This is a genomic window from Brevibacterium limosum, from assembly GCF_011617705.1.
In the GTDB taxonomy this organism is placed as follows: domain Bacteria; phylum Actinomycetota; class Actinomycetes; order Actinomycetales; family Brevibacteriaceae; genus Brevibacterium; species Brevibacterium limosum.
In genome coordinates this window covers 3,575,171-3,599,314 of sequence record NZ_CP050154.1, presented here as the reverse complement: position 1 = coordinate 3,599,314, position 24,144 = coordinate 3,575,171, and the positions used below count along the sequence as shown (strand labels likewise).

The 24,144-nt window shown below is 62.6% G+C and carries 21 protein-coding genes; 10 read left to right on the top strand and 11 right to left on the bottom strand.

What is annotated here, in order from left to right:
* Nucleotides 1–77: 77 nt before the first annotated feature.
* Together GUY37_RS16230 and GUY37_RS16225 are read right to left on the bottom strand one after the other, a co-directional pair.
* Nucleotides 78–275 carry a CsbD family protein gene (locus tag GUY37_RS16230; protein WP_039209159.1) on the bottom strand — a complete coding sequence of 66 codons (198 nt, stop codon included), beginning with the start codon at nt 273–275 and terminating at the stop codon, nt 78–80.
* A 96-nt stretch (nt 276–371) separates the two neighbouring features.
* On the bottom strand, nt 372–683 hold the full coding sequence (locus GUY37_RS16225; protein WP_039209161.1) for a general stress protein: 312 nt from the start codon (nt 681–683) through the stop codon (nt 372–374).
* 242 nt (nt 684–925) lie between these two features.
* On the opposite strand from GUY37_RS16225, the gene GUY37_RS16220 reads away from it, so the two are divergent.
* Genes GUY37_RS16220 through GUY37_RS16200 form a run of 5 tightly spaced genes read left to right on the top strand, consistent with a single transcriptional unit; the run spans nt 926 to nt 5,924 of the window.
* The gene (locus GUY37_RS16220; protein WP_166827721.1) at nt 926–1,588 is read left to right on the top strand and encodes a TetR/AcrR family transcriptional regulator; all 663 of its coding nucleotides are present in this window, start codon (nt 926–928) and stop codon (nt 1,586–1,588) included.
* Between the two features lie 40 nt (nt 1,589–1,628).
* Complete coding sequence (locus GUY37_RS16215; RefSeq protein WP_166827719.1) at nt 1,629–2,717, top strand: hypothetical protein; 1,089 nt, start codon at nt 1,629–1,631, stop codon at nt 2,715–2,717.
* Between the two features lie 42 nt (nt 2,718–2,759).
* A complete protein-coding gene (locus GUY37_RS16210; protein ID WP_166827716.1) occupies nt 2,760–3,815 on the top strand; it encodes an acyl-CoA dehydrogenase middle domain-containing protein in 1,056 nt (351 codons plus the stop codon).
* Entirely contained in the window at nt 3,805–5,217 is a 1,413-nt protein-coding gene (locus tag GUY37_RS16205) for a PIG-L family deacetylase (RefSeq protein ID WP_166827713.1), read from the top strand. The genes GUY37_RS16210 and GUY37_RS16205 overlap by 11 nt, the downstream gene beginning before the upstream one ends.
* Nucleotides 5,214–5,924: a glycosyltransferase gene (locus GUY37_RS16200; RefSeq protein WP_166827710.1), complete on the top strand. Its 711-nt coding sequence runs from the start codon at nt 5,214–5,216 to the stop codon at nt 5,922–5,924. Before GUY37_RS16205 ends, GUY37_RS16200 begins: the two co-directional genes overlap by 4 nt.
* A 131-nt stretch (nt 5,925–6,055) precedes the next feature.
* Here GUY37_RS16200 and GUY37_RS16195 read toward each other — a convergent pair whose 3' ends face one another.
* From GUY37_RS16195 to GUY37_RS16175, 5 genes are all read right to left on the bottom strand, one after another.
* Nucleotides 6,056–6,199 carry a GPGG-motif small membrane protein gene (locus tag GUY37_RS16195; RefSeq protein WP_162835624.1) on the bottom strand — a complete coding sequence of 48 codons (144 nt, stop codon included), beginning with the start codon at nt 6,197–6,199 and terminating at the stop codon, nt 6,056–6,058.
* A gap of 868 nt (nt 6,200–7,067) precedes the next feature.
* Entirely contained in the window at nt 7,068–8,915 is a 1,848-nt protein-coding gene (locus tag GUY37_RS16190) for a sodium:solute symporter family protein (protein WP_166827707.1), read from the bottom strand.
* 51 nt (nt 8,916–8,966) lie between these two features.
* Nucleotides 8,967–9,680, bottom strand: coding sequence for a TetR/AcrR family transcriptional regulator (locus GUY37_RS16185; protein ID WP_166827704.1), 714 nt, complete (start codon nt 9,678–9,680; stop codon nt 8,967–8,969).
* Nucleotides 9,680–11,668 carry an oxidoreductase gene (locus tag GUY37_RS16180; protein WP_166827701.1) on the bottom strand — a complete coding sequence of 663 codons (1,989 nt, stop codon included), beginning with the start codon at nt 11,666–11,668 and terminating at the stop codon, nt 9,680–9,682. Before GUY37_RS16180 ends, GUY37_RS16185 begins: the two co-directional genes overlap by 1 nt.
* 122 nt (nt 11,669–11,790) lie before the next feature.
* Nucleotides 11,791–12,999, bottom strand: a complete 1,209-nt coding sequence (locus tag GUY37_RS16175; RefSeq protein ID WP_166827698.1) for a YbfB/YjiJ family MFS transporter — start codon at nt 12,997–12,999, stop codon at nt 11,791–11,793.
* Nucleotides 13,000–13,159: 160 nt separating this feature from the next.
* On the opposite strand from GUY37_RS16175, the gene GUY37_RS16170 reads away from it, so the two are divergent.
* From GUY37_RS16170 to GUY37_RS16155, 4 genes are all read left to right on the top strand, one after another.
* Nucleotides 13,160–14,659, top strand: coding sequence for a plasmid pRiA4b ORF-3 family protein (locus tag GUY37_RS16170; protein ID WP_166827695.1), 1,500 nt, complete (start codon nt 13,160–13,162; stop codon nt 14,657–14,659).
* A 63-nt stretch (nt 14,660–14,722) separates the two neighbouring features.
* A complete protein-coding gene (locus tag GUY37_RS16165; protein ID WP_228278221.1) occupies nt 14,723–16,336 on the top strand; it encodes a hypothetical protein in 1,614 nt (537 codons plus the stop codon).
* A gap of 203 nt (nt 16,337–16,539) precedes the next feature.
* Entirely contained in the window at nt 16,540–17,649 is a 1,110-nt protein-coding gene (locus tag GUY37_RS16160) for a helix-turn-helix domain-containing protein (protein ID WP_166827693.1), read from the top strand.
* 5 nt (nt 17,650–17,654) lie between these two features.
* A complete protein-coding gene (locus tag GUY37_RS16155; protein WP_228278220.1) occupies nt 17,655–18,188 on the top strand; it encodes a nucleotide-binding protein in 534 nt (177 codons plus the stop codon).
* 76 nt (nt 18,189–18,264) lie between these two features.
* Here GUY37_RS16155 and GUY37_RS16150 read toward each other — a convergent pair whose 3' ends face one another.
* The 4 genes from GUY37_RS16150 to GUY37_RS16135 all read right to left on the bottom strand — a co-directional run bounded on the left by GUY37_RS16150 (nt 18,265) and on the right by GUY37_RS16135 (nt 23,153).
* Complete coding sequence (locus GUY37_RS16150; RefSeq protein ID WP_166827689.1) at nt 18,265–19,383, bottom strand: NAD(P)/FAD-dependent oxidoreductase; 1,119 nt, start codon at nt 19,381–19,383, stop codon at nt 18,265–18,267.
* Nucleotides 19,384–19,684: 301 nt separating this feature from the next.
* Entirely contained in the window at nt 19,685–20,419 is a 735-nt protein-coding gene (locus tag GUY37_RS16145) for an RES family NAD+ phosphorylase (RefSeq protein ID WP_166827686.1), read from the bottom strand.
* Nucleotides 20,416–21,027: a hypothetical protein gene (locus GUY37_RS16140; RefSeq protein WP_166827683.1), complete on the bottom strand. Its 612-nt coding sequence runs from the start codon at nt 21,025–21,027 to the stop codon at nt 20,416–20,418. The genes GUY37_RS16145 and GUY37_RS16140 overlap by 4 nt, the downstream gene beginning before the upstream one ends.
* Nucleotides 21,028–21,164: 137 nt before the next feature.
* Nucleotides 21,165–23,153 (bottom strand): FAD-binding monooxygenase, encoded by a 1,989-nt coding sequence (locus tag GUY37_RS16135; RefSeq protein ID WP_166827680.1) that lies wholly within the window; start codon nt 23,151–23,153, stop codon nt 21,165–21,167.
* 118 nt (nt 23,154–23,271) lie between these two features.
* Between GUY37_RS16135 and GUY37_RS16130 the strand changes: the two genes are divergently transcribed.
* Nucleotides 23,272–24,036, top strand: coding sequence for an IclR family transcriptional regulator (locus GUY37_RS16130; RefSeq protein ID WP_166827677.1), 765 nt, complete (start codon nt 23,272–23,274; stop codon nt 24,034–24,036).
* Nucleotides 24,037–24,144: the final 108 nt, after the last annotated feature.

Sequence of the window (24,144 nt, the reverse complement as noted above, 5' to 3'; positions counted from 1 at the left end):
TGAGACTCGTTGAGTTCTTCTCCTGCCGGGGCAGCGGAAGGGCGAGAACCTGGTCCTCGCCCTTCCTCCGGGCAACGTCAGTGCTTCGGACCGTTCCTCAGAGATTCGGCGGCTTCACGAGCCGTGTCCCTGATCTCTTCTGCGGCTTGTCTGCCCTCGGCCTGGATCTTGTCGGTCTTGCCTTCGGCCTCCAGTCCTTTGTCACCGCTGGCCTTGCCTGCGGCAGATTTCGCGGAGCCCTTGAGCTTGTCGACTTCGGGGGAGCTATCGTTCATCTTTCTTCCTTTCGCGTGCATGACCGGTCTCGCGCAAGCAGGCGGGATCCGATGCGATGGGAGATTCTGTGTGAGAAGTGTCCGGCTACCTGTGCCTCAGCTGTTGATCAGCAGCAGGATCTTGCCGTGGTCGAGCTTCTCTTCGAGGTCGTCGGACTCGTTCGACGTGAAGCCGAACTCCTCGAAGATCGCACGCAGCTCGTCGCCCTTCTTGTCGTACCGGGTGCCCACGAGATTGCTGAGATCGTCGGGTTCGTTGGCGTTGACGCTGCCTGCGACGCGGTCGGTGCGGTCATCGTCATGGGAGATGACGAAGAGGTCATCCTTGGCGATGCCCGCTGCCGCCTGGCGCTTCACTTCATCCATCAGTGCGGTATCGTCCTGGAATTCTTTGACTGCGGGTTTCATGTCGACTCCTTTCATGTTTACGACGTAATCACGCTAACAGACACTTTGGGTCTGTGCGAAGAGCCTACGGCGAATTTTGCAGGGGGTTCTCGTCGCCGCGGACCCGATGTAGCCTGGACGGCATAGCGTAAAAGTGTTTACGCGCTAATCGCGCCTCAGGGGTGAAAGGAGGTCTTGGGCTGTGTGACATCTGAGGTGAGCGAGCAGGTTCAACATTTGTCAACTCGGGCAGGGAGGATCCCATGGCCCAGAATCGTCTGACCAGAAACGACATCGTGCGAGCGGCGATCACCTTCGTCGACGCACACGGACTCGATGCGCTGACCATGCGACGACTCGGGCAGTCCCTGGGGGTCGAAGCCATGGCCTTGTATCGGCATGTCTCCGGACGCGAAGATCTTCTCGAAGCGATGGTCGAAGCTCTCATCGACAGTCTGTTCGACAACCGGCTGATGAGGCAGACACCGTCGTCGTGGGAGGACTATCTCCAGAGGGTGGCCAATACGACGAAGGAACTGGCGCGCGATCATCCCGGGATCTTTCCTCTGATCGCCACGCAACCGTCCCAAGCCCCGTGGCTGCGCCCTCCACTGCGCAGCCTGCGCTGGGTCGAAGAGTTCCTCTCCACTCTGCAGGGATTCGAGTTCTCTGATGCGGCCGCGGTCGGCGCTTACAAATCGTTCACCAGCTTCCTCATCGGGGATCTGCTGCTGCAAGTTCATTCCACGAATTTCGACCTCACCGGCGGAGATGATCACGAGAAGGCGGGTGACGACTCCGACTTATCGGAGTATCCCACCGTGAACGCGCTGAGTGACCTGCTCAGCGAAGATCATCGCCAACGCCAGTTCGACGATGCTCTCGACGAACTCATCGAACGCATCCGCCTCTCACCAACCAATTAGCTGCAACCTCAAACAGCTCACCCAGCTGAGAAGGATCAATATGCTCGACACCTCTTCAGAGGCCCTCCAGGTCCTTCTCGTGGCCGACCCGGGCCTGCCCAGCCGCCGGGCGGCTGCTATCCATCAACGTCTCGAAAGGCTTCTGCAAGACGCGTATGGGGTCACGACGACCTTGCACACGGCGACTGACACCATCCGATTGACACCGGAAAGCGAACTCGACCTCAGCGCTGTCGAAGACCTTCGGGCCGACTACCCGGACGTGAACATCGTCCTGATACTCACCGAGATCCCCCGCCATACTCAGGGCGACCCGTTGATCGCCGAGGTGCATTCCGACAGCAATCTGGCGATCGTGTCCTGTCCCACTCTGGGCGCATGGTCGACCAAGCGCCGCATCATCAAAGTGCTGATGAGCTCGGTCAACAAATTGGTGCCGTGGGATCCCGAAGATACGACCCGTCGGTTTCTGCTCCGCTGGTCCGACTGGTCCGACAACGAAGACGCCCAGCACCAGTCGCTGCATGCCCACACCATCACAGGAGGCCCACGTCTGGTGCTGGGAATGACGATGGCCAACGACCCGTGGCGCACTGTCCCGAAGCTTTCAGGCGCCCTCGCCGCGGCATCGGCCACAGGAGCTTTCGGCATCTTCTACAGTTCCATCTGGCAGATGTCGACCTATCTGTCCACCACGCGGCTGCTGTCAATCGGCGCGGCCGCCATCCTGGTCATGGTCACCTGGCTGATCATCAACCACAAACTCTGGGACGAACCGCGCAGAGACAGCCTGGCAACAGTGGTGATGTACTACAACCTCTCGACCGTCCTGACCCTGCTGATCACCGTGCTCGCGCTCTACGCGGGACTGGTCGGCCTCATTCTGCTGGGCGGTCTCATAGTCATCGACCCCGAATTCATGACGGCCCAGATTCAGCAGAAGGCGACGGTCGCCAACTATCTTGACATCGCCTGGCTCAGCGCAGCGATGGGCGTCGTCGCCGGCGGTATCGGCGCAAGCTTCGACTCCGACTTAGATGTGAAACGACTGACTCACGGACAGCGCATGCGCCAACGGGTCTACACCGACAACCACCCGGACACCGATGATGTCAGCCAGAACTCCTGATGGCTGATAAGGACCTGCCCAGCGATTTCAGAAAGATATGACATGAACACACAGCATCGGTTAGACGTCACTGGGATGATTTCAGCGCCTCTGGGCTCCTGGCGCGACGAACCCGCCTGCCAGGATGATCTGCGAAAGCTGGTCACCAGCAATGCGCAGACCGCTGACAAGGTTCGCGCCCTGAGTCGATTTCTCGGACTCACCGGGACGACGTCTCACATGCGGCAGTGGGAGCCGCTGCTCGAGGTGGCGGCCATCGATGTCGCTGTCGCTCGGATGCTCGAACCCCATGTGGATGCGCTGGGCATCCTTGCCGAAGCCGGACACGACGCACCCGATGGCTCGACCTGGGGCGTCTACGCCGCCGAGTCTCCAGCCCACGTCCTCACCGTGGGCGCAGAAGGCGAACAGACCGTGATCGATGGAGAAAAAGCCTGGTGTTCCTTGGCCGCCGAACTCTCGCACGCCATCGTCATCGCCGGCAGCGACGGGGGATCGTACGCCTGTGCCGTGGACCTCAGGGACCCCCGAGCGCAGGTCCAGCCGACTGCCTGGCCGAGCATGGGTCTGCAGGAGATCCCGAGCGGAAGTGTCGCATTCACGAAAACGCCCGTCACCGTCCTCGGTCCGCCGAACTGGTACCTGGATCGAACTGCATTCGCTTGGGGAGGCATCCGAGTGGCAGCATGTTGGTTCGGCGCCGCCGTGGGACTGGCAAGAAATGCCGTGCGACGGCACAGCAAGCGCTCCAACCCATCCACAGTCGGTGAGATGCTGATCGGTCAGCTCGAGGCTGAGATCTTCTCGATTCGCAGCGTCTTCGCGCAGGCAGCGGCCGCAGCCGACGGGAGTGACGAGTACTCCCGTGCACGTGCCTGGACCGTGGCCCTGACAGTGCGCAATATCGTCTACTCAGGAGTTCGCCGGATCCAGCACCTGAGTCGCGAAATCGCGGGACCGGCGGCGCTGACAGGCGATGTCGGCTTCGCCAAAGCCGACGCTGACCTCACCGTCTACATCAGTCAGCACCACGGTCCACGCGATGAAGCCGCTCTCGGCACGGAACTTCGCACGAAGGTCGACCACAATGGGTTTTGACCATCGTGACACCGGCACGCCCGAAGCCTGTTGGAGGGAAGCCGGTGTGCAGGATCTTCCCGCGCTCGGGGTCGAGGCCATGCCTGCCGGGGCCACGTTCATCATCCTTGCCGCACATCCGGACGATGAGGCCCTTGGAGCCGCCGGCCTGCTGGCCCGCCTGCGCCGGTCCGCTCATCGAGTCGTCGTCCTGCTCTTCACCGCAGGGGAACGATCCCATCCGGCGTCTCCCACCCACTCGACGAAGGAACTCAGAGAGATGCGTCTGCGCGAGTTCGATGCGGCACTGGATCTGTTTGATCACGAGCGTCTGTCCCGCCGTTTCGTGGGGTTGCCTGATGGGCAGCTGGACGCATTCAGCCAGAGGATCGTCGACGAGATCGCGGTCGAAGTGGACCAGCACCAGGGGCACGTCGTGCTCGTCTCACCCTACAGCCGGGACGGACATGGCGATCATGAGGCGATCGGAGCAGCAGCCCTGCAGCTGGGGCGTGACCGCCACACGACGGTGCTCGAGTACCCGATCTGGTACTGGCATTGGGCAGACCCCGCCGACGAGGCGTGGCGCAGCTGGTCGTTTCTGCCCGATCCAGCGAACTTCGACAGGCAGGCAGTGTTCGATTGCTATCCCTCGCAGGTCTCAGCGCTATCCGATCAGCCCGGAGACGAAGCAATCGTCGGCCCCGCTCATCTCGACCATTTCCGTCGTGGCGGAGACACCTTCGCGGTCTCGGACTTCCGCGCCGCCGCGACTCCGGTTTCCTGCGGCGGCGGCAGCTCACAGACGCTCCACGACGCCAGTGCGGCCTCTGCGGTCTTCGACGAAGTCCACGTTCAACGGTGTGACCCCTGGCAGGTGTGGAGTTCCGAATATGAGATCGCCAAACGCCGGAATCTCCTCACCCATCTGCCTGCGGTTCCGTACGCTCATATCCTTGAGATCGGCTGCTCGGTAGGCGCTTTGACTCATGATCTCGCCGGTGTCGGGGCGCAGGTGACGGCAGTCGATGCGAGTTCGCAGGCTCTGCGAATCGCCAGACGCCGAGGAGCTGCGCCTTCATCGGCAATCAACTTCGTCCATGCCACCATTCCCTTCGAGTGGCCCCAGGGCACTTTCGACTGCGTCGTGCTGTCGGAGACCGGCTTCTACCTCAGTCGTTCCCAGCTCTTCGACACCTTGGAGAAGATCGATGGCTCGACAACGGTTCGTTTCGTCCTCGTGCTCTGCCATTGGAGGGGAGAGATCGACGATTGGCCACTGGATGCCGATGAAGTGCATCGCATCTGCTTAGGCGCCTGGCCTCGTCATCGGATCGAACACCGGTATGAAGGGGATTATCGTCTGGACATCATCACGATCGACAAGGATTTCCGCCCATCCGCGGCCGAGGGGCACGCATGATCACGCGTTTGGGTGTGATCATCCCGGCTCATAATGAGGAGGAAGACATCCTCGGGTGCCTCGAGTCGGTGCAGCGATCGCGCTCATGCGCTGTCGACAGAGGCATCGACTGTCGGTTTCGAGTACTTGTCGTGGCAGATGCCTGCACCGATGCCACGGAGGGCATCGTCGAGGATTTTGCCGCCCGACATCGCGACGTCTTCGTCCTCGCGACCTCTTTTCAGTCCGTGGGTCGAGCCCGCGACTTCGGATGGAGGCACTTCATGCGAATCGAGGAATTTACAACAGGGGAAGACTCCGACTCGGCGTGGGTCGCATTCACAGACGCCGACAGCAGAGTGCCCGAACATTGGATCACCACACATCTCGAACTCGCCGCGAGCGGCGTCGATTGCCTGGTGGGCACTGTGGCCCCACGCCCTGAGACAGCAACGGCCGACCTGGTCGCAACTTGGCATGCCAACCACGAACTGCTCGAGAATCACCCGTACATATTCGGAGCGAACATGGGGCTGCGCGCCAGCGCGCTCGAAGCCATGGGAGGCGTGCCTCCGCTGGAATGTGGTGAGGACGAAGCAATCGTCGATGCGGTGCTGCGGGAGGGCGGCCGCATTCGCAGAACCGACGAGTGCAGAGTGCTCACGTCTGCTCGTCTGGCCGGTCGCACGCGCGGGGGCTTCAGCAGCTACTTGCGTCAACTGACGTGAAGCGACGGTGCTTTCCGGTCCCGAAGATCGGGGCGCTTACGGGGCGGTGGCGCTCTGGTCCTGACTCGTTCTCCACCTGCACGTGAGGCGCCCCTCCGGAGAGAGACGCCTCACGTGACGGTGCGAGCAGATCAGGCGAAGATGCTCACCCCTCCTGGCCCCACGAGGCAGCCGACGACGATGAGGACGACGCCCCAAAGAATCTGCTTACGCAAGATCGCGAAGACGCCCGAGACGACGAGCAGCGCTGCGAGGATCCATAGGACAATAGCCATAATTTCTCTTCCTTATCGGTTTCGCTGTGAGCGTGGCACCACCGGATCGATAGCCGGTGCGGAATCTGATCAACGCCGAGGCTGAGCGCAGCCGACGTCGGAGCGTTGCCGTTCTCTTGGTCTGCCGGCGGATGTAATTCCACGTGCCGTTTCACCCACCAAGTCTGCCGACCATAAACAACACTCGCCGAGAAGATTACAGCGTAAACACCGTGAGCGATACCTTCTCCTCTCACAGGCGGGTCGTGTACGAGATCATAGCGGTGTGAGAGAGGCGATCAGTCTCGATACTCTGACGAGCACTGTGGACGCCAAGCCGGTGTCGTGGGCTCACAGAGCCGGTGCCAAGCGGTTGTTTCACTCAGTCCTGGCCAGGAACTGACCGTGCAGCGTCTGCTTGCGATGCAGGCGAGCACTTCGATGGAGAGATTCTCACTGCTGAGCCCGACTTGCGCATAGCCTTCTGATCGGCTGCCCCGCCAGTCGCGGCGAAGCGACCGACCTGTCGGGTTCTGCCTGGGCCTGGAGGAGCGGTCCCATCGTGTGGAGAAGATGACGGTCGGACCCGAGGATCTCCAACGGTTGAAAATGCTCATTGACGTCACTGGCTCGGTTGTGGCCCTCGATCCCCGGGCACCTCCGATCCGGCACGAGGAGCCGACATCGTCGCGATTGCGCTCGGTATCCTCGGCGATTGGCTTGCGGGTCACTCCACAGGGAAGGGTAACCCCACGTGTGCCACCTCGGTGGTGGCGTGTACGGGATTGCTCAGCGCTGTCCTCAAAGCCACACGGGCCGCCGGTGCTGGAATGTGCACCTGCGGCCCGCTTTGGATTCCTCCATTGTCAGTGGCGGATTGGGAGGCTCATCAGGCCAGAGTTGAAGCGTACGGGATTGCGTAGAGCAACAACATGGCGAGGCCGCACAAGAAGAGGACTACTACAGTTCCGATCACCCACGCCCGAGTCCGTCGATATCTCTTCGGGTCTCGGTCCTCTGCCGGTACTTCCATCAGTTTTTCCCTGAACTGATTGCCCAGCTTCGATGGCTGGGTGCCGATGTTGCCCAGGAATGTGCCGCCGATGGAGGCCACAAATCCCAGGATTGTGGGATTGAGCAGATCTGGCAGCTCCAAGCCGGCGAACTCGGACAGAGACTCGAAGATTGCGACCACGACAAATCCTGCGATCATGCCCACGGCTGCCGCGCGAGCAGACAGCTTCGTCGACCGCACACTCCAGAAGGCGATGGGCCCCCACGAAGCGGCGAACAGAGTCGCCGCGAAGTAGCCGATCGTCAACACCGCCGGAGGTGCTGCCCACGTGACCACGAGAACCACCAACCCGGCCACGACCATCGTCCACCGCGCAATCTGCAGCCCGCGTCGATCATCGTCTGCCGAGTCGCCACCTGTTTCATCGGCTGGCTCGCCCAGGGCAGTCGCGATCCCAGTGTTCGCCCCTGATGAAGCTGCCGGGACCGTGCTCCGCTGCGAGCCCCCAGTCGACGCGGCGAATTCCGGCGTCCGAACCCGTCGACCAGTGAGATACGGCATGACATCGTTGGCCGCCGAGAAGCCGATGAGTGACAAGAACGATGCCGCAGACGAGAGCCCAGCGGCCACAATGCCCGTAACGGCAATGACACCCAACAGCGACGGCAGGACGTTCTGCCCAGCCCAGATGAAGGCAATCTCGCTCGGGTCGATTCCGTCGTCGAACAGATTGATGGAGAATCCGCCGAAGGTGAGGAAGAGATAGGTGACAGCAAGCGCTGCGGTAGCGAACAGTGCCGAGCGAATGGCGACGTGTTCGTTCTTGGCCATGAGGAAGCGGCTCGACTGCCACGGACTCACGGCGACAACAGTGCACCAGACGATGCCGAACGTCACCGCATAGATGACAGCTTGTGTCGGGGTGCCGATATAGTTGTCCGGTCCAGTCAGCCCGTGCCATGAGATGCCGTCTGGCTTGCTCGTCAGCGCGGCCATCTTCTGCATTGCCGTGACCGGCCCTCCGGAAGCACCGATGATCCAGCCCATCCCCAGAATCGCCGCAACGGAAAAGACGACGAACATGATGGTGTCATTGACCAGCACGCCCTGGGACCCGGACAGGAAGGTGAAGATCGTGTACGAGGCCCAGACGATCAACAGGATCGCCCAACTCGGAATGTCGACGAGCTGCCCGACGACCAGGACCAGACCCTGAGTCACGGCGACGAGGTAGAGGCCGATGCCGACGACGACCATCACGCCGGCCAACGCCTGGAGGCCGGGGGAGTTGAAGCGCTTCCCGAAGTACTCAGGCACTGTCAGCGCCGAGGAGCGCCGCAGGTATCGGCCGAAGAGCATGACGCCGAGGACATAGCCGGAGATATTGAATGCCGTCAGCAGCAGCATGACGACGGGGTATCCGTCGTAAGAGAACCCCAGTTCTCCCATAAACGAAACGGTGGATAGGAACGAAGCGACCAAGGTTCCTGCAACCAAGAAGGTAGGAGCAGCTCGGCCGGCCACATAATAGTCGGACTTGTCTTTCACTCTGCGGCCGACAACCGCGCCTATCACTAGGTATAAGAGGAAACTTCCGAAGATGGCAACAGCGAACACCTCAGAATCCTCCCTCATCGCTCGAACGGGCCTGCAGATTGTTCGTATCTGTTGGTCGATCGGTTCCGTAGTCTCTGCGAATGAGACCGAAACCGATGAGCACACAGCAGATCGGCACAACGGCGTACACGATCGCAACTGCTATAGATCCCCACATCAGATGTTCCTTCCTTGGATCAATCGGTCGAAAGTTGGGGCGATTGGCGCCTGAAGTGCGGACGAGGTATCCGCAGGTTCCAACGTTGGAAAGCTGGACGCGCCCAGAAGAACCTGGGCCGTTTGGTTGAGCACTGACTCGATTCGTTCAACGTTCGTGCCGGTGGCACCCGTTGCGTGCGCGATTTCAAAGCCGTCGAGCTGGGCCAGGAGAGCGTCAACTGCGACTTCCGCATCCACCTGTGGTGCAAAGCTTCCGTCGGCTGTTCCAGCTTCGACGATGCGCCGAATGACCTGTTTCCAGGCAAGAAACACTTCGTCGAGCAGGAAGCGAAGCTCGTCATTCCTCGTCGCTGCGGCCACGAACTCGATCCACAGACGAGTTCGAGTTGAGAAGTCTGCGAGATGAAGGAAATCGTGGATCGTTTGGGCCAGGCTGGTCCAGGGATCGGCTGTGTCGCTGAACGACTGTCGGATCAGAGCGATGACGTTCTTCGAATGCTGCTGGTACGCGCTGATGATGAGATCCTCGCGGGAATCGAAATAGTGCTGAATCGTCCCGACCGAGATGCCTGCCTCCCGTGCGACATCTTTGAGGCGGATCCCACTTGTGCCTCGCTCACTGATCAGGCTGAGCGTCGCTGTGATCACGGCGCCTTTGCGGTCGTCGATTTCGTCCTGTGACAGGGACGGGCGGCCCGGCTTGGTGCTCATCAGGCGCCGACCGATGCTCGGCGACCGGTGTTGAGAATAAACTCGTTCGCGGCCGTAAGTCCCTCGTAGACGGCCTCTTCAACGGTACGAGGTGCCTTGCAGTCGCCGATCCGAACATAGGGAATCCCGTTCAAGTCGGCTTCGGGCACCACAGCACGGGAGGCATGATTGACGATGGTCGTGGCAACACCCTCGACTTCAATGACCTCATCGCACAGTGTTGACTGCAGATAGACGGTGTCTTCGTCTACCCCCGCCAACCGTGCATCATTGATAAAATTGACTTTCGCTCGAATGAGCTCGGGCATGAGCGCCGTTCTGGTGTACTGCTGAATCCCGGCGCCGGCGAAGTTGGCTGCCGTGGCCAGCGTGACCTGCCTCTTGCGTGCAAGCATGATTGCCAGGCCCAACCCTGCCCAGTCACCTCTCCAATCCGCGATGAGAACACCTCCCTGTGGAAGGTCTGGCATGTCGGTCAGGTACTGTCGGGAAGTCAGAATCAGGGGAGAGTCGACGACCTCATAGTCCGGGTCGCGATCTGCCGCACCGGTGGCAAAAATCACCTGATCGGGCCGCAGCTCGTCGAGATGCGAGGAGGAGAACTCTGTGCCGGTTCGGATCTCAACACCGGCCCGTTTCGCTTCGGCGGTCAGGTTCGTTGCTGCCCCGCCGAATTCGGAGCGGTGCGGCAACTTCTCGGCGAGGAGAACCTGGCCGCCGAGAGCCTTTTCTCTCTCCAGCAGTGTGACGTGCGCGCCGGCCTCAGCGGCAACTGCCGCGGCCTTCAGTCCGGCAGGTCCACCGCCGACGACCAACAGTCGTGATGCTTCTCGTACTGTCGGTCGGGGGAGGAACGTCAGCTCTCTGCCGGATTCGGGATACTGAATGCAGCTGATGCCGACCCCCTGCTGGAAGTGACCGATGCAGGCTTGGTTGCAGCCGATGCATGCCCGAATTTCCTCCACTGCATCTCGTTCAGCCTTGCCGGCAATCTCCGGATCGCAGATCATTGCCCGGGTCATGATGCACAGGTCTGTCTGACCGTCGACGATGGCCTTCTCCGCCTCGTGCGGCTGATTGATTCGGCCAGCCACCATCACAGGTCGGTCCGTGAACTTCTTGATCTGCTCCGACAGCTGGCCGAGGTACGCCGGCTCGTACTGCATCGACGGAACGATGTGCTGGGCTCCCTGCAGGGTGGAGGAATCTCCACCCGTGACGGAGATGTAGTCGACCATTCCTTGGTCTTCGATTGCGTTGATGACCTCGAGCACTTCAGAATCGACCAGACCATTGCTGGTGAGTTCGTCCCCTGAGATGCGGACACCGACGACCTTGTGCTCGCCGGCGCCGCGACGTGCGCTGGCAATTGCGTCAAGGAGGAACCGCAGTCGGTTCTCCGGTGATCCTCCGTACTTGTCGGTTCGGTCATTGACGGCAGGATTGATGAACTGGATCGGCAAGTAGCCGTGGCTGGCGACGACCTCGACCCCGTCGACACCGGCTTGGCAGATGAGAGCGGCAGATTGACCGTAGCCATCCACGATCTCTTCGACGACCTGCGTCGACAGTTCCTGGGGAACCACATGGAATCGTTCCTGCGGGCGGTCGCTGGGCGCTACCGCCTGAGGCGCCATCCCCTGCTCTCCGTCCATGACTTCGCGCCCGGGGTGGAACAGCTGTGCGACGATTCCACAGTCGTGCTTGTGAACCGCATCCGCTACGGCTCTGTACCCGTCGGCGGCGTCGGGATCCGTTGCCATGAGGACATGACTCGTGTATCGGGCGGTCTCGTGAACTCCCGAGACCTGCAGAACGATCAATCCGGCGCCGCCTGCCGCCCTGCGTTCGTGGTAGGCGATGAGGTCCGCGCCGATCAGACCGTCGTCGGCCAGCATGGTGTCGTGGCCGGATGAAACGATCCGGTTTCGCAGACGAAGCGGGCCCAGATCGATCGGGCTGAAGAGGTTTGGGAACAGTGATGACACGTGTCAATCTCCTCGTCGTTGAGCAGTTTTAATATTACGGAAATATTATTATTGGGCGAGCGCTTTGGCAAGGGTGATCGCGAAAGATCTGTCGATCGTGGACGGTGCGCTGAGTCAGCCTCTCAGCGGTCGACGTTGCCGGCGAGGACACCGACCAAGGTCAGTGCCATGGCGATGGCCAAAGCGACGGCAGAGGCGATGAAGGCGGCGGCGATGCGCTCGCTCAAGGCCGCTGCCACAATGGCCGGGCCGACGATCTGACCGATGCTGTACCAAGACGTCAGCTTCGCCGAGGCGTTCGCGACTCCCATCTGCGTGCCGACGCCGATCGTCATCATGACCACCCCGACGAAAGTGAAGCCGAAGAGCGCCGCGGCGATGATCAGCACGATCGGGGTGGAGCCGAAGACAGCGAGCAGAGCGCCGAAGACCTGGAGGCAGTAACAGAGAGTCAGCGCCTTCACCGTGCCGATGCGCGCGGCGACTGCTGACCACGTCAGGGGAGAAGCCGCCGTCGCGATCCCGGCGATGAGCCACGTCGAGGCGGCTGCGGTGGCGCCGAAGACGGGGCCGGCGAGCACGACGAGGTAGGTGCCGATGATGATGTAGCCGCCGCCTTGGAAGAAGTAGCCGGTGGAGAGGATGGCCATGGCTCGGCGGCGGTTGGTCTCGAACGGGGTGACCGCCTCGGCGGGGAAGTGGTCGGGGCCGATCTCGGTCGGATCGTCTGACTCGGTCGGGGCGGCCGCCTCAGCGGTGGTGTGTGGTGGGATTCGGGCCGGGATCGGCCACGTCCAGGCGATGCTCGAGAAGATCGCGGACACGGCCGCGCAGATGAGCCACAGCTGCCGCCAGTCGGCGAAGCTGCCGGCGGCCAGCACGATGGCACCGGAGACGAGGATGCCGAAGCCGACTCCGCCGTAGGAGATGCCGCCGTCGCGGGGTCTGCGGGAGTTCGCGGGAATGCGTTGGGTCACGCACACGAAAATCAGCCCCGAGGCGATTCCGGCGAACGTGCGGATGCCGCCCTGCCAGATGAGGTTCGGAGTCAGGGCGACCGCGGCCAGGCCCACGGTGGAGACGATGAGGCTGAGGCGGTAGACGAATCGGTTGGGTTCGACCCAGCCTTGGGCGATGACGAGGGTGCCGATGAAGTAGCCGACGTAGTTCAGGGTCGCGATCCATGCGCCGGGGGCGGAGCTCCAATGGAGGGCTGCGACCATGAGCGGCAGCGCCGGGGTGTAGAAGAACCGGCCCATGCCCATCGCCACCGACAGGCCCAAGGCTCCACGGACGGGGGTGAGAGAGGAACTGCTGGGGCGCTCGGGCACAGTGGATCCTCTCTTCTGGCGGCGTGATATCCATCCCTACGATGCCATGTGTCCGGGGCGGCCGCCGCGGCGGGGATGGAAATGAAACGACGCGAATAGGCGACCGGCCCGATGCTCGAATAGAGTCGGCACGGAACCTATTCCGACCAGGGGGCTCGCGATGCCGACGAACGATTTCGATTCCAACAACCTGTCTCAGCTCCTCGAGCAGCTGCGGGCGAGCTTTATGTCGGGCAGTTTCAGCGAAGACGATCTCAGTGACCCGGGCCGCAATCCGCAGCCGACGGTCGGTCCGGTACCGCAGACAGCACGGGGCTTTCGGGTGCGCGTCGACCTCACAGATGCGAAGCCGCCGATCTGGCGCAGGCTCGACCTTCCCGGGGACCTGACCGTGGGCGGGCTGCACCATGTGCTTCAGATCGCGTTTGCGTGGACCAACAGCCACCTGCACAGGTTCCGCACCTCCAGCGACTACGGCGGACCGTCATTCCTCAGCGCCTTCGACGTCACCGAAGGCGATGAAGGCGTGACTGAGGACGATGTTCGCCTGGACCAGATCCTCGCCGAGGCGGGGGACCGGCTCTGGTACGAATACGACTTCGGTGACAGCTGGCTCCATGTGCTCAAGGTCGAGAAGATCCTCGACGACCCGCCGACGCACCCTGTCTGCATCACCGGTCGGCTTGCCGGACCGCCCGAGGACTGCGGCGGCATGTGGGGATACTACGAAATGGCCGAGTGGGTGCGCAGCGGCTACAGCGACGACCTGCGACCGGAGATCTTCGAAGACGCCGCCGAGGGGAAGGCCTGGCTGCCGGCTCGGTGGGATCCTGACGAGTTCGACCGCGACGCGCTCAACATCGTGCTCGGCAGCGTCGAGTTCGGCCGGGGGTCTCCGGGTCAGATTTCGGCGGGTGACGGTTCGGCTCCGGGGGTCGCCGGGGGAGGCGGGCCGGCAACAGGTGTTCCTGCAGAGTTGACTGCTCTCATCGAGCAGGAACATCTTCGCGGCGGAACCGGTCTGCAGACTGCGCTCGCCCACCCGGCCGCGCGCAGCCTCGACGAGGTCACGGCCGAAGAAGCCGCCTCGGCGACCGAGGCGTATCGGATCCTGCTCGAGGTGATCGGCGACGGTACGGAACTCACCGGCGCGGGGTATCTCAAGCCTGCCGTGGTCGAGGAGATCGCACGGCGGACCGGGATCGCCGATTGGTGGATCGGCAAGGCCAACCGTGAGGACCAGACGGCACCGGTCGCGATTCTGCGAGACACCGCGAAGGCTGTGGGCCTGATCTCGGTGCGCAAGAAGCGGCTTGCACCGACTCGCACAGCGAAGTCTCTGGCCGACCGACCGGCCGAACTGCTCGAACACATGGCGGGGAAACTTCCGCTCGGCCGATCACGTTGGGACCACGACGCCGGGTGGACGGCGGTGGCCGTGGTCGGCAGCTCTGAGTCATCGGAGCAGTGGCGGGACCGCATCACCGAGGCGCTCTTCGGCCTCGGCTGGCGCAGCGGCCACGACGGTCTTGGTCCGTTGCCGGTCACGAGTCCGACATACGACGTGCTCACGATGCTGGCCGGGGAAGCACGATCACGGGCGCTTCCCCACGCGCTGGTTGCCGCGGCTGTGGCGCGAGCAGCGCTCGGAGCCTCCTGAGAAAAGGACAGACTGCCACTGCGGAAGTTGGCGAATCCGGGACAACAGGGCAGAGTTATTGCCGTGGACATCAGGCGGAGTATTCAGGGCGGCGCGCTGGCGCTCGCCCTCGTTTTGTCCGGATGCTCGTGGTTCGACTCGGACGGCTCATCGCCGTCCGCGGACCCGAGCCCCACTCCGACCGAATTCGAGCAGTCGAATGTCGATGTTGCCTCCGGATCGACGGCCGATGTCACAGTCACCGCTGACAAGACCGGCACGGGGTTCACGGCCGACAACATCGGGGTCTCCTTCGAAGCCACCGACCTTGCCGACCCTCGGCTCGACCCGGCGAAGTCCAACCTCGACGAGCAGTTGAAAGCGCTCGGATCTCCGGCGCTGCGGTTCGCCGGCAATGCCCTCGACCGGAGGACGTTCTGGACATCGAAGGGAGAGAAGCCGAAGCACGGCGAAAAGGTCACCATCACTCCCGGTGACCTCGAGAGGCTGAAGAAACTCGTCGATGCCACCGGTTCCACTGTCACCATCGGCATCCCCCTGGGCACCTTTGATCCGGAACGCGGAGCAGACATGGCCGCGCATGCGATCGACATCCTCGGCGATTCCCTCGTCGGTCTGGGCATCGGCAACGAACCGAACGGCTATACCGTCGACGACGTTCCCGGTGGTGCGGTTCGCGGTGAAGGCTGGAACAAGGACAAATACATCAAGCAGCTCGAAGCGTATGCCAAGGCCATCCATGCGAAACGGCCCGAGGCGCCGATCATCGGCCCCGACGTCTACGACGGGGCATGGATGACGGCCTTCGCGGACTCCGATGTGAAGAACAAGACCGCGATCGCACAGCACTGGTACCAGCTCTACGAATGCGACTCGACTCAGGTTCCTGGCCGAGGTCCGCAGGCGGCGAACCTCATCGATCCGCTTGCGAAGGAGGCGGCGAAGAAGAACCTCGGCATCGGCAAGGACAAAGCCGACGCCGCGGGATTGCCGCTGTGGTTAGAGGAGACTGGGCCGACGAGCTGCCCGGGCACGAACGATACCTCACTGACGAACGCCTCGGCGCTGTGGGCGGCCGACTACACGATGTACGCGGCCACTCTGGGCGTCGAACGCATGGCCATGCATTCGATGCTCGGCGCCTGCAACGGAGGAGCGCCGATGTCGCTTGTCTGCGATCCGGCCGACCATGGTGGCCGGTCGAACTCATTTCAGGTGAGGCCGAACATGCTCGGGCTGCGGCTGCTTGTGCCCAGTGTCGGCGGACAGTTCACTAAGACCACGGTTGAGGGCGGTGGGAACATGAGCGCCTACACCGTGGTCAAGAACGACGGCCGCACCCTGGTGACGACGGTGATCAACGCGAACGACGCAGCTTCGGTGGGTGGGAATCCGGTGACGCTGTCGATGCCTTCGGGGTTTGCTGTCGACTCGGCCTCGCAGGTTTATGGGGAGTCGAATGATGTGAAGAGTGCGACTCAGGTGGTGCCTGCGAACCCGCTGCCTGACTCGGTGCCCTTTAGTGGGGACGGGGCTGGTGGGTCGTCGTCGGGTGGGGCGAGTTCGACGGCTGGTGCGAGCTCCTCGACCTCGCCGAGTGACAGGACCGGGGACGGTAAGCTGAGGATTGACCTCGCGGGGAGCTCGGTGACGGTGTTTGTGATGTCCAAGGGATGAGAGCCGGGGTGGGACTGGCCGGGCCGCCTTGGTGAGGGGAGATGAGAAGCCATCGTCGTCGGCAGTCGCAACTACATCATCTATCTGCTCGCCATAGTATGGTCAGCACACTCGGGCTTCCGCCTTAAAAGCTCAGTCAGAAGCATAAATGCGGTGGCAACCAGATCTAGTCACTAGTATCAGAATGTGCGAGAATCGCACATATGAAGAAGGTGACGTCTGAGCTGCTTGGTCGGCGCATTCGTGATGAGCGAAAGCTCCGTGGCCAGACCCAAGAAGAAGTCGCTCGAAAGGTCAGCGTCGATCGGACCGTTCTCAACAAGATCGAGAACGGAACACGGCGGGTGTCGGCCCTGGAATTGGCGGACATTGCGAGCGCCATCGAAGTCCGGATGGCCTCATTCTTTGAAGAACCCTTGCCCGCTGTCGTTTCGCATCGCTCCTCCCAGGGCTTGGATCCCGAAGACAGCCAGATCGACACTCTGCTCTCCGACTGCGCATCCGAAGTCGAATTCGTACATGAGCTGGCTCCATTCATCCCCCGGAAGTCGGCGCAGGATTGGACTGTTCCAGAATGTTTCGACGATGCCGACGCTATGGCTGAGCGTGCGCGAGATCAGCTGGGACTGAACGCGATCGAACCTGCGAAGGGCCTGCCGAACCTGTTCGAACGGATAGGGCTCTTGGTCTTCACTCGGGAACTCGGCGCAGACACCGCGGATGCGGGGACGGTCCTCCTGCAAGAAGGTGGAGTGACGCTCGTCAACTCGTCGTCCAAGGTTGGTCGACGTCGGCTCGCTGCGGCTCATGAACTGGCGCATTTCCTCGTCGCAGACGAATACACCATTGACTGGCGTGTCGGAGACGGTGCACGTAATGAGTCACTGTTCGACCGTTTCGCGCGTGGACTGCTGCTGCCGGCTGAGGGGCTGGAATCTCGGTGGACAGAGCTGCAAGGGTCGGCTGACCTGCGTACCGCTGCTGTCATCGTCGCGAGCGAATATCAGGTCGATATGGCTACGCTGTCGCGGCGGCTCCTCGACCTGGAGATCGGTGATGTACCGACTGCCGGCGACGTTCGAGTAGTCCGCACGACACGAGCGGATCTCATTGAGTATGATCTGCACCCTGGCGATGAGATGCACGGAACCTCCCAGCCACGGAGCTTTCAGAAGGCGGTTCTTCGACTGATCCAACAGGATTCCATCAGCCGGGAGCGCGGCCTGGAACTCCTGCAGGGGCTGCTGACCATGAATGACCTGCCACAACCAGAGATGCGAAGCGCGGACGCCATCTGGGACTACGTCTCGTGACCCCCGTGTCGGAGACATTCGTCTTCGACACGGGGCCGTTGCGTCATTTCGCTCTCGCGGGGTGGCTAGGTGTGCTCAAGTACCTGACTCAAGACAACTACGTCGTCATTCCGGAAAGCGTCGAAGCTGAACTGTTGGAGCAGCGGCACAGTCACGCCAGTCTGGAACAAGTACTCAACGCCGACTGGATCGCTGTCGACCACGGCGACGATATCCAATACCTCGCCGAGTTTGCGCGATATGAAAAGCGCCTCGTTGCGGGTGGCCGCAACCGTGGCGAGTGCGGGGTCCTGGCTTTGGGCAGATGTTATGGGTACACCATGATCGTTGACGACAGGGTTCCGCGGAAAATCGCAGACGATGAGAAGCTGCGTGCTCGGGGGACCTTGGCATTGCTGTGCGAAGCGATCCGCGAAGGGCAACTCACAGTGTCGATGGTGGAAAGCCTTGCTGATGACTTGCTTACCGGTACCTATCACTTACCATTCAAACCGGGTGGATTCCGCATCTGGGCAGCCGGGCAGGGGCTGATCGACTGACCGGACGCGGGCTCAGGTGCGCGGGGCGGTTTTCTTCCGCTCACATTCCTCATCGTCGGCCGATCAGAGGGCGCCGTCACATCGGCATGGCTGTGGGAAATGCAGTCAGTTCCGGCGCGGGATCTCCGAGGATGCTGCGGGCGACGGCATCGCCCAGTAGCGGCCCGAGCGTCAGCCCGCCCGCGCCGTAGCCCGTCATGGTCCATAGGCCTGATCTGCCCGGCACCTCTCCGGCGATCGGCAGGTTGTCCTCGCCCATGGGACGGATGCCGACTCGGGTCTCGATGACTGTGGCATCGGCGAGCCCTGGCGCCAGGCTCAGCGCGTCCTGGAGGACCTGCATCTGTCCTGCGGCGGTGACGCGGGGATCGTAACCGCTCCCATCCTCGCGGGTTGCGCCGACTGCGATCCTGCCATTATCGAACGGGGTCATGTAGTTGGGTGTGAAGGGGTGGACCGTCGGCCATTGTGAAGTGTTCACTCCACGAAGGTTCAGATGGGTGATCTGTCCGCGTTGCGGGCTCACTGCGCAGCTCACGTTGAGGGGAAGCAGCAGCTCTGGCGTTCTTGCCCCTGCTGCCACGACGACAGAGTCAACGTCGAACGGTCCGCGCATCGTCTGCACTCGCCATCCGGTGTCGTCGACAGGATCGATCGCGATCACTGCGTCCTCGCGGTGCTCGGACCCGAGAATGACTGCGGCGCTCAACGTCGCATTTCTGAGAACGTGGCCGTCGACCCGTCCGCCGCCGGAGACGTACAAACCCTTCAGTTCGGGGGACAGGGCCGGAAACAGTTCGTTGACCTGTGTGCTGTCTACGCGCTCCAGCGTTCCTGCGACGGAACCGGACTCAGCAACGCGCTGGGCTATCCGGTCTTCGACGGCGTCGAGTTCTGCATCGTCTCGCGAGACCATCAGGGCGCCGGATCGCCTGTATCCCAGTTCGGGGATCCCCAGGTCATGGAGCCCGGCGAGGAACTCCGGATAGTAGTTGCCTCCAGCTGAGTACGCTTCATAGAAGGCGCCGCTGGAGGAAGATACCCAGGGAGCGATGATCCCGGCGCTGGCAGCTGTCGCCTGACCCGATGCGGCATCGTCGATCAGGGTGACGGCTGCACCCCGGCGCGCGAGTCCGTAGGCGGTGGTGACACCAGCGATTCCTCCGCCGATGACGGCGATCTTCATCGTATTCATAGTTGGCGATATTCCTTTCGGCGCGGGTTCTGGGGTCGTTGACTCAGGTTGAGATCTGTTTGGAACTGGGGAGTCGGCGACTGCTTGATTCCGATCATGCGGCGGCGTGACCATTCTTTAACAAGTATCATCAACCCTCCGGCGGGCTGACCGCGAGATCCACACCGAGGAGGTAATCGGCTTTCGTCTCTGACGCGCACAGTTGAGGGAAACGGGGCGTTGATTCCCCGAGGGCGAGCCTGAAGACAATCTTCGTCGGGTCAGTTTATGCATCCGAGACCGTCAGCCGCTCTGACAGCTGTTAGCCCCACGGACCTGCAACATTAACCCCAAGCTCCTCGAGCAGCTCATCGAGTGTGACCCGTCCAGCACCCTCGTAGAGAGCCCCGATCGATTTCCTTCCTGGGTTGAGCTCGAAGGATTTCCGACCGCCGGCTGTCCGCTCTTCGAAGAGCACCAGCACTTCCTCCTGCGGCTGCCCGCTGAGCTCCGCCTGTCGAGAGTGCCAGAGGATCCCGCTGAGATCCTGCGTCGAAGCGTGGACCGCCTTGGCGATGGTTCGCGTACACGGATAATGCTGGCTGAGGTTTGACGATACGGCCGTGCGCTCCAATCCAAGTACACCGAGCTGTTCGTCGCGAAGATCAGCAACCCGAAAAGATTCCGAAGACAAAAGCTCGACATGGAGGTAGCCGTGGAAGTCTTCATCTTGCACCTCAGGTTCGTTTTCATAGTCAATGTCCCGAAGAGCCGTCTCCAGCAGCGCCGCCTCCGGGCTGGCCGCTAAGTAGATCGACGCAATCCGAGCTCCGTCCAGCGCAGAGTCGAAGGGAGAGAATCGGGCATTCCCGTATCCGGGATTGAACTCCATGTGACCATACATAGAGTGGTAGACCCGACTCCACGGCTGCCCTGTCGCAACAGTGGCAACGGGCAGCCGCCCGTTCGTCGCCAGACCAGACAGCGCACCGATCGCCACCGGGCACTCATCGGGCTCAGGGCACTCGAGCGCCTCCGGCGGAAACTCTTCGCTCATGTACCGGCACGCGCTTCGATGTCGGCAACCCGCACAGCAACGGCCTTCTGAACCACCTGCGGCTTCTCCTTGACCAGTTCGGCCGGAACGCGGCCACTCAGCAGGCCGGTGGTATGTGTGATCCACGCCCACACAGCCCATGGGTGCTCTCCAGCGTCGAGGAGGGGCTTGACGAGAATCTCGCTGACTTCCTTGTCCAGGTTGCCTACTTCCGTCAGCTGAACGCGCGGGACCAACACAAGCCCTTGGGCTTCGACGGTGAACAGGCGGTTCTGCTTGCGCAGCCGAGCTACCCAGGCGCGTGCCGCGGACTGTTCCCGCCCGCGCAGAGCGGCGAGGCTTGCGTAGGTTTCTGCGCCTTCATCTTCAAGCAGACGCATGCGGATCTTTGCGCTGCGGACGGCCTGCTTCTGTGTGGCCTCCGAAACGATGTGGGCATCTTCAACGTACGCACGGTCGACGCGCTCGCGCAGCGCGGACCGCTCTGCAACCTGGAGCTTCTGATGGCGACGGTAGTTCTTGATGGCCTTCTCGATGTCGAGTCGACTCAGGCCTTCGAAGTCGACACCATCGGCGGGGCTCTTCGGCTGGTGTGCTTGTGCAGTCATGGTGGCCTCCTAGCCACTAGTGTAGCACTGGTAGCATAACGACTCGAGAGAAGAGTATTGCTACATTTCGCAGGGCAAGAAAGTGAAAGCTCGGGGCTCATTGAACCGCGCTTAAGGCGAACTCGGCGACGGAATAATCAGTTCTGAGGATTCATCACTCCGGCGAAGAGCTCGGTCAGCTGTGCGTGAGCTTCGACTGGCAACACGTTCGCGACATACTGGTCGGGGCGGACGACGACGATTGCGCCGCGGTCGCGGTCGATGCCGCGGCGGGTGAAGATGTCGGTATCGGCTCTCAAGTCTGCACAGAACATCTTCTCGTAGTCGACCAGGCCCAGGCGTCCCTTTCTTGGCAGCAGGAAGTCAGGCATTCGCTCGAGCGCGAGATCACGGTGCCCCTGCTGGAAGACGGCGCGCACATCGAAGACGGCATCCGGGTCGCCTCCGGCCGGGGTATGGCGGAGCACCGGGGAGTTCGGCTCCTCGGCGAGGAAGCGGCAGAGTTCGGCAATAGGTGAATCCGGGGACTGCGGATCGGCGGAATCGGCGAACAGGTAGAGACGCCAGCGACCATCGGCGCTCGCCTCATGACCGAGTTCGAGCGGTTTCGCGTCAGCCAGGCGGATGACCGGTGCCGAATGGAAGCGCTCGCCGACCGGGAATCCGGTGGCCAGATGCTCGTGCTCGTCCGTGCCGGTGATCATGTTCGGCGGGTAGTCCGTGGCGAAGCCTGCGGTGAATCGTCCTCCCGCGGTGAAGATCTCCTGCCGTTCCTGTGAACTCATGCCCCCGGCCTCAGGTGCGTTCGGATCGGCCGGTTTGGCCGCCATGGCCTCCGACCACGTGAGGTCGAAGTCGATGAGCTCCTGGGCGATCGCGCGGCGTTCCTCGGCATAGGTGTCGAGCAAGCCCTCCGGGCCGAGTCCGCGCAGCACCGAGGCGAGTTTCCAGCCGAGGTTGAACGCGTCCTGCATCGACACATTCATGCCCTGTCCAGCCTTCGCACTATGGGTGTGGCAGGCGTCGCCGGTGATGAAAACGCGGGGATGCCGGGTGCCGCGGTCGGCCTCGACGACGTCATCGAAGCGTTCGGCGATGCGCTGGCCGACCTCGTAGACCGACCACCAGGCGATGTCTTTGATCTCAAGCGTGTAGGGGTGGAAGATGCGCTGTGCGGCGGCGATGATCTCATCCGAGGTGAACCGACCGCGGGCTGCCGGGTCGGCCGGGTCGAGGTCGCCGAGGTCGACGTAGAGGCGGACCATGTAACCGCCCTCGCGAGGGATGAGCAGAACGCTGCCGCCGGTCGCCGACTGGATGGCCGACTTGAGGCGGATGTCCGGGAAGTCCGTGACGGCGAAGACGTCCATGACACCCCAGGCATGGTTCCGCGCATCGCCGGTCATCTCGATGCCCAGGCTGCGACGCACAGCCGAGCGGGCACCATCGCAGCCGACGACATACTTCGCCCGGACTGTCGTCGGGGCGGCTGTCTCGGTCGATTGGGGCGAGGCCGCCTCGTCGCCGGTGCGAGTCGGGAGAATGGACACCGTGACCGGGTGGCCCGAGGTCTCATCGATGTCAACGGATTGGACCTCGAGACCGTAGTCGGGTCTCAGGCGGGTCGGGGACTTCGCCATGTGCTCGAGCAGGAAGTCCTGCATGCGAGCCTGATTGACGATGACGTGCGGGTATTCGGACAGGCCCTCTTCCACATCATCGATGCGTCCGGTGCGCACGATGTGGGAGGCATCAGCCGGATCGGGTCCCCAGAACGTCGTCTCATTGACCCAATAGGCCTCGCGGATCAGCCGGTCGGCGAGGCCGAAGGCGTCGAACATCTCGACGGTGCGGCAGGCGACGCCGTCGGCATGGCCGAGTTCGAGGGGGCCGCCTCGGCGGTCGATGACCTTGGTGGTGATGTCGGGGAATTCGGACAGCTGTGCGGCGAGCACGGTCCCGGCCGGGCCGGTGCCGACGATGAGGACGTCGACGGTCTCAGCGGAATTTTCGGGGCGGTGGCCTGGAGCGGGGGACGTCACTTCGGCGGATTCGCGGTCGGCCGTCGGTGCGGCGGGGCGGATCTCGGGATCTCCGGGACGGAATCCGTCGAGGTAGAACTGCATGGTGCTCCAATCGTCTGGGAATCGTCGTTGATCGGCGACGTGCTCTCGATCACTGTCGCGTCATCCCGAGGCCGACGCAAACATTTTCTGCACAGTGGAAAACGGCTAGAGTCGCACCATGGAACGCCGCGTGGTTGCCGAGAAGCCGACTCATCTGCTCGCCTCGGTCGACAAGGCCCTGCGGCTGCTGCAGATCCTGCGGGACACCGGTGCGTTGCGGATCACCGACGCCGCTCGTGAGCTCGGCATCAGCGTGTCCACGGCTCACCGGCTGCTGAGCATGCTCGTCTACCGCGGGTTCGCCGTCAGGGACGAGTCGCGGGTCTACCATCCCGGCCCGGGAATCGTCGCGAATGCGCAGGCGCAGTCGGCGCATCGCGGTGTGCTGTTGAGGATGCGGCCCAAGCTCGCCGAGCTCTCCGAGGCCACCGGGCAGACCTGCAACCTCATGGTGCGGGTGGGCACGACCACGCGGTTCCTCGACAGCCACGAGGGCGCTGACCGGCTGGGCATCGGGTCACGGGCAGGTGAGATCCTTCCGGCGTCCCTGACCTCCGGAGGACAGGTGCTGCTGGCCGAGCTCGAGTCGGCCGTCCTCGAGAGCCTCTACCGGTCGAACTCCGCACGCACCTCGGGCGACTTCCTCGATGACGCGGCTTTCGCCCGATTCCGTAGGAGGCTGGAATCCATCCGCCGGGTCGGGTGGGCGCTCAACCGCGAACGCACCGAGCGGGGCGTCGCGGCCCTCGGCATGGCTGTGCGCGACGCCGAGGGCACCGCGGTGGCGGCCGTGAGCATCTCCGTGCCCAGCCGTCAGGCGGCGCTGCTCGACTCACCCGAAATCCATGCGGCGCTCGCCTCGGCCGTGCTCGGCGACCAATGACAGGGCTGAGGCTGAGGGATGTTGGAGTCGGGGCGAAGACGAGGGGCGTCGTGACGCGAGGCAGGTGGCGCCAAGAAATTTCACTTGACATGTGTCTACTGAAGCTAA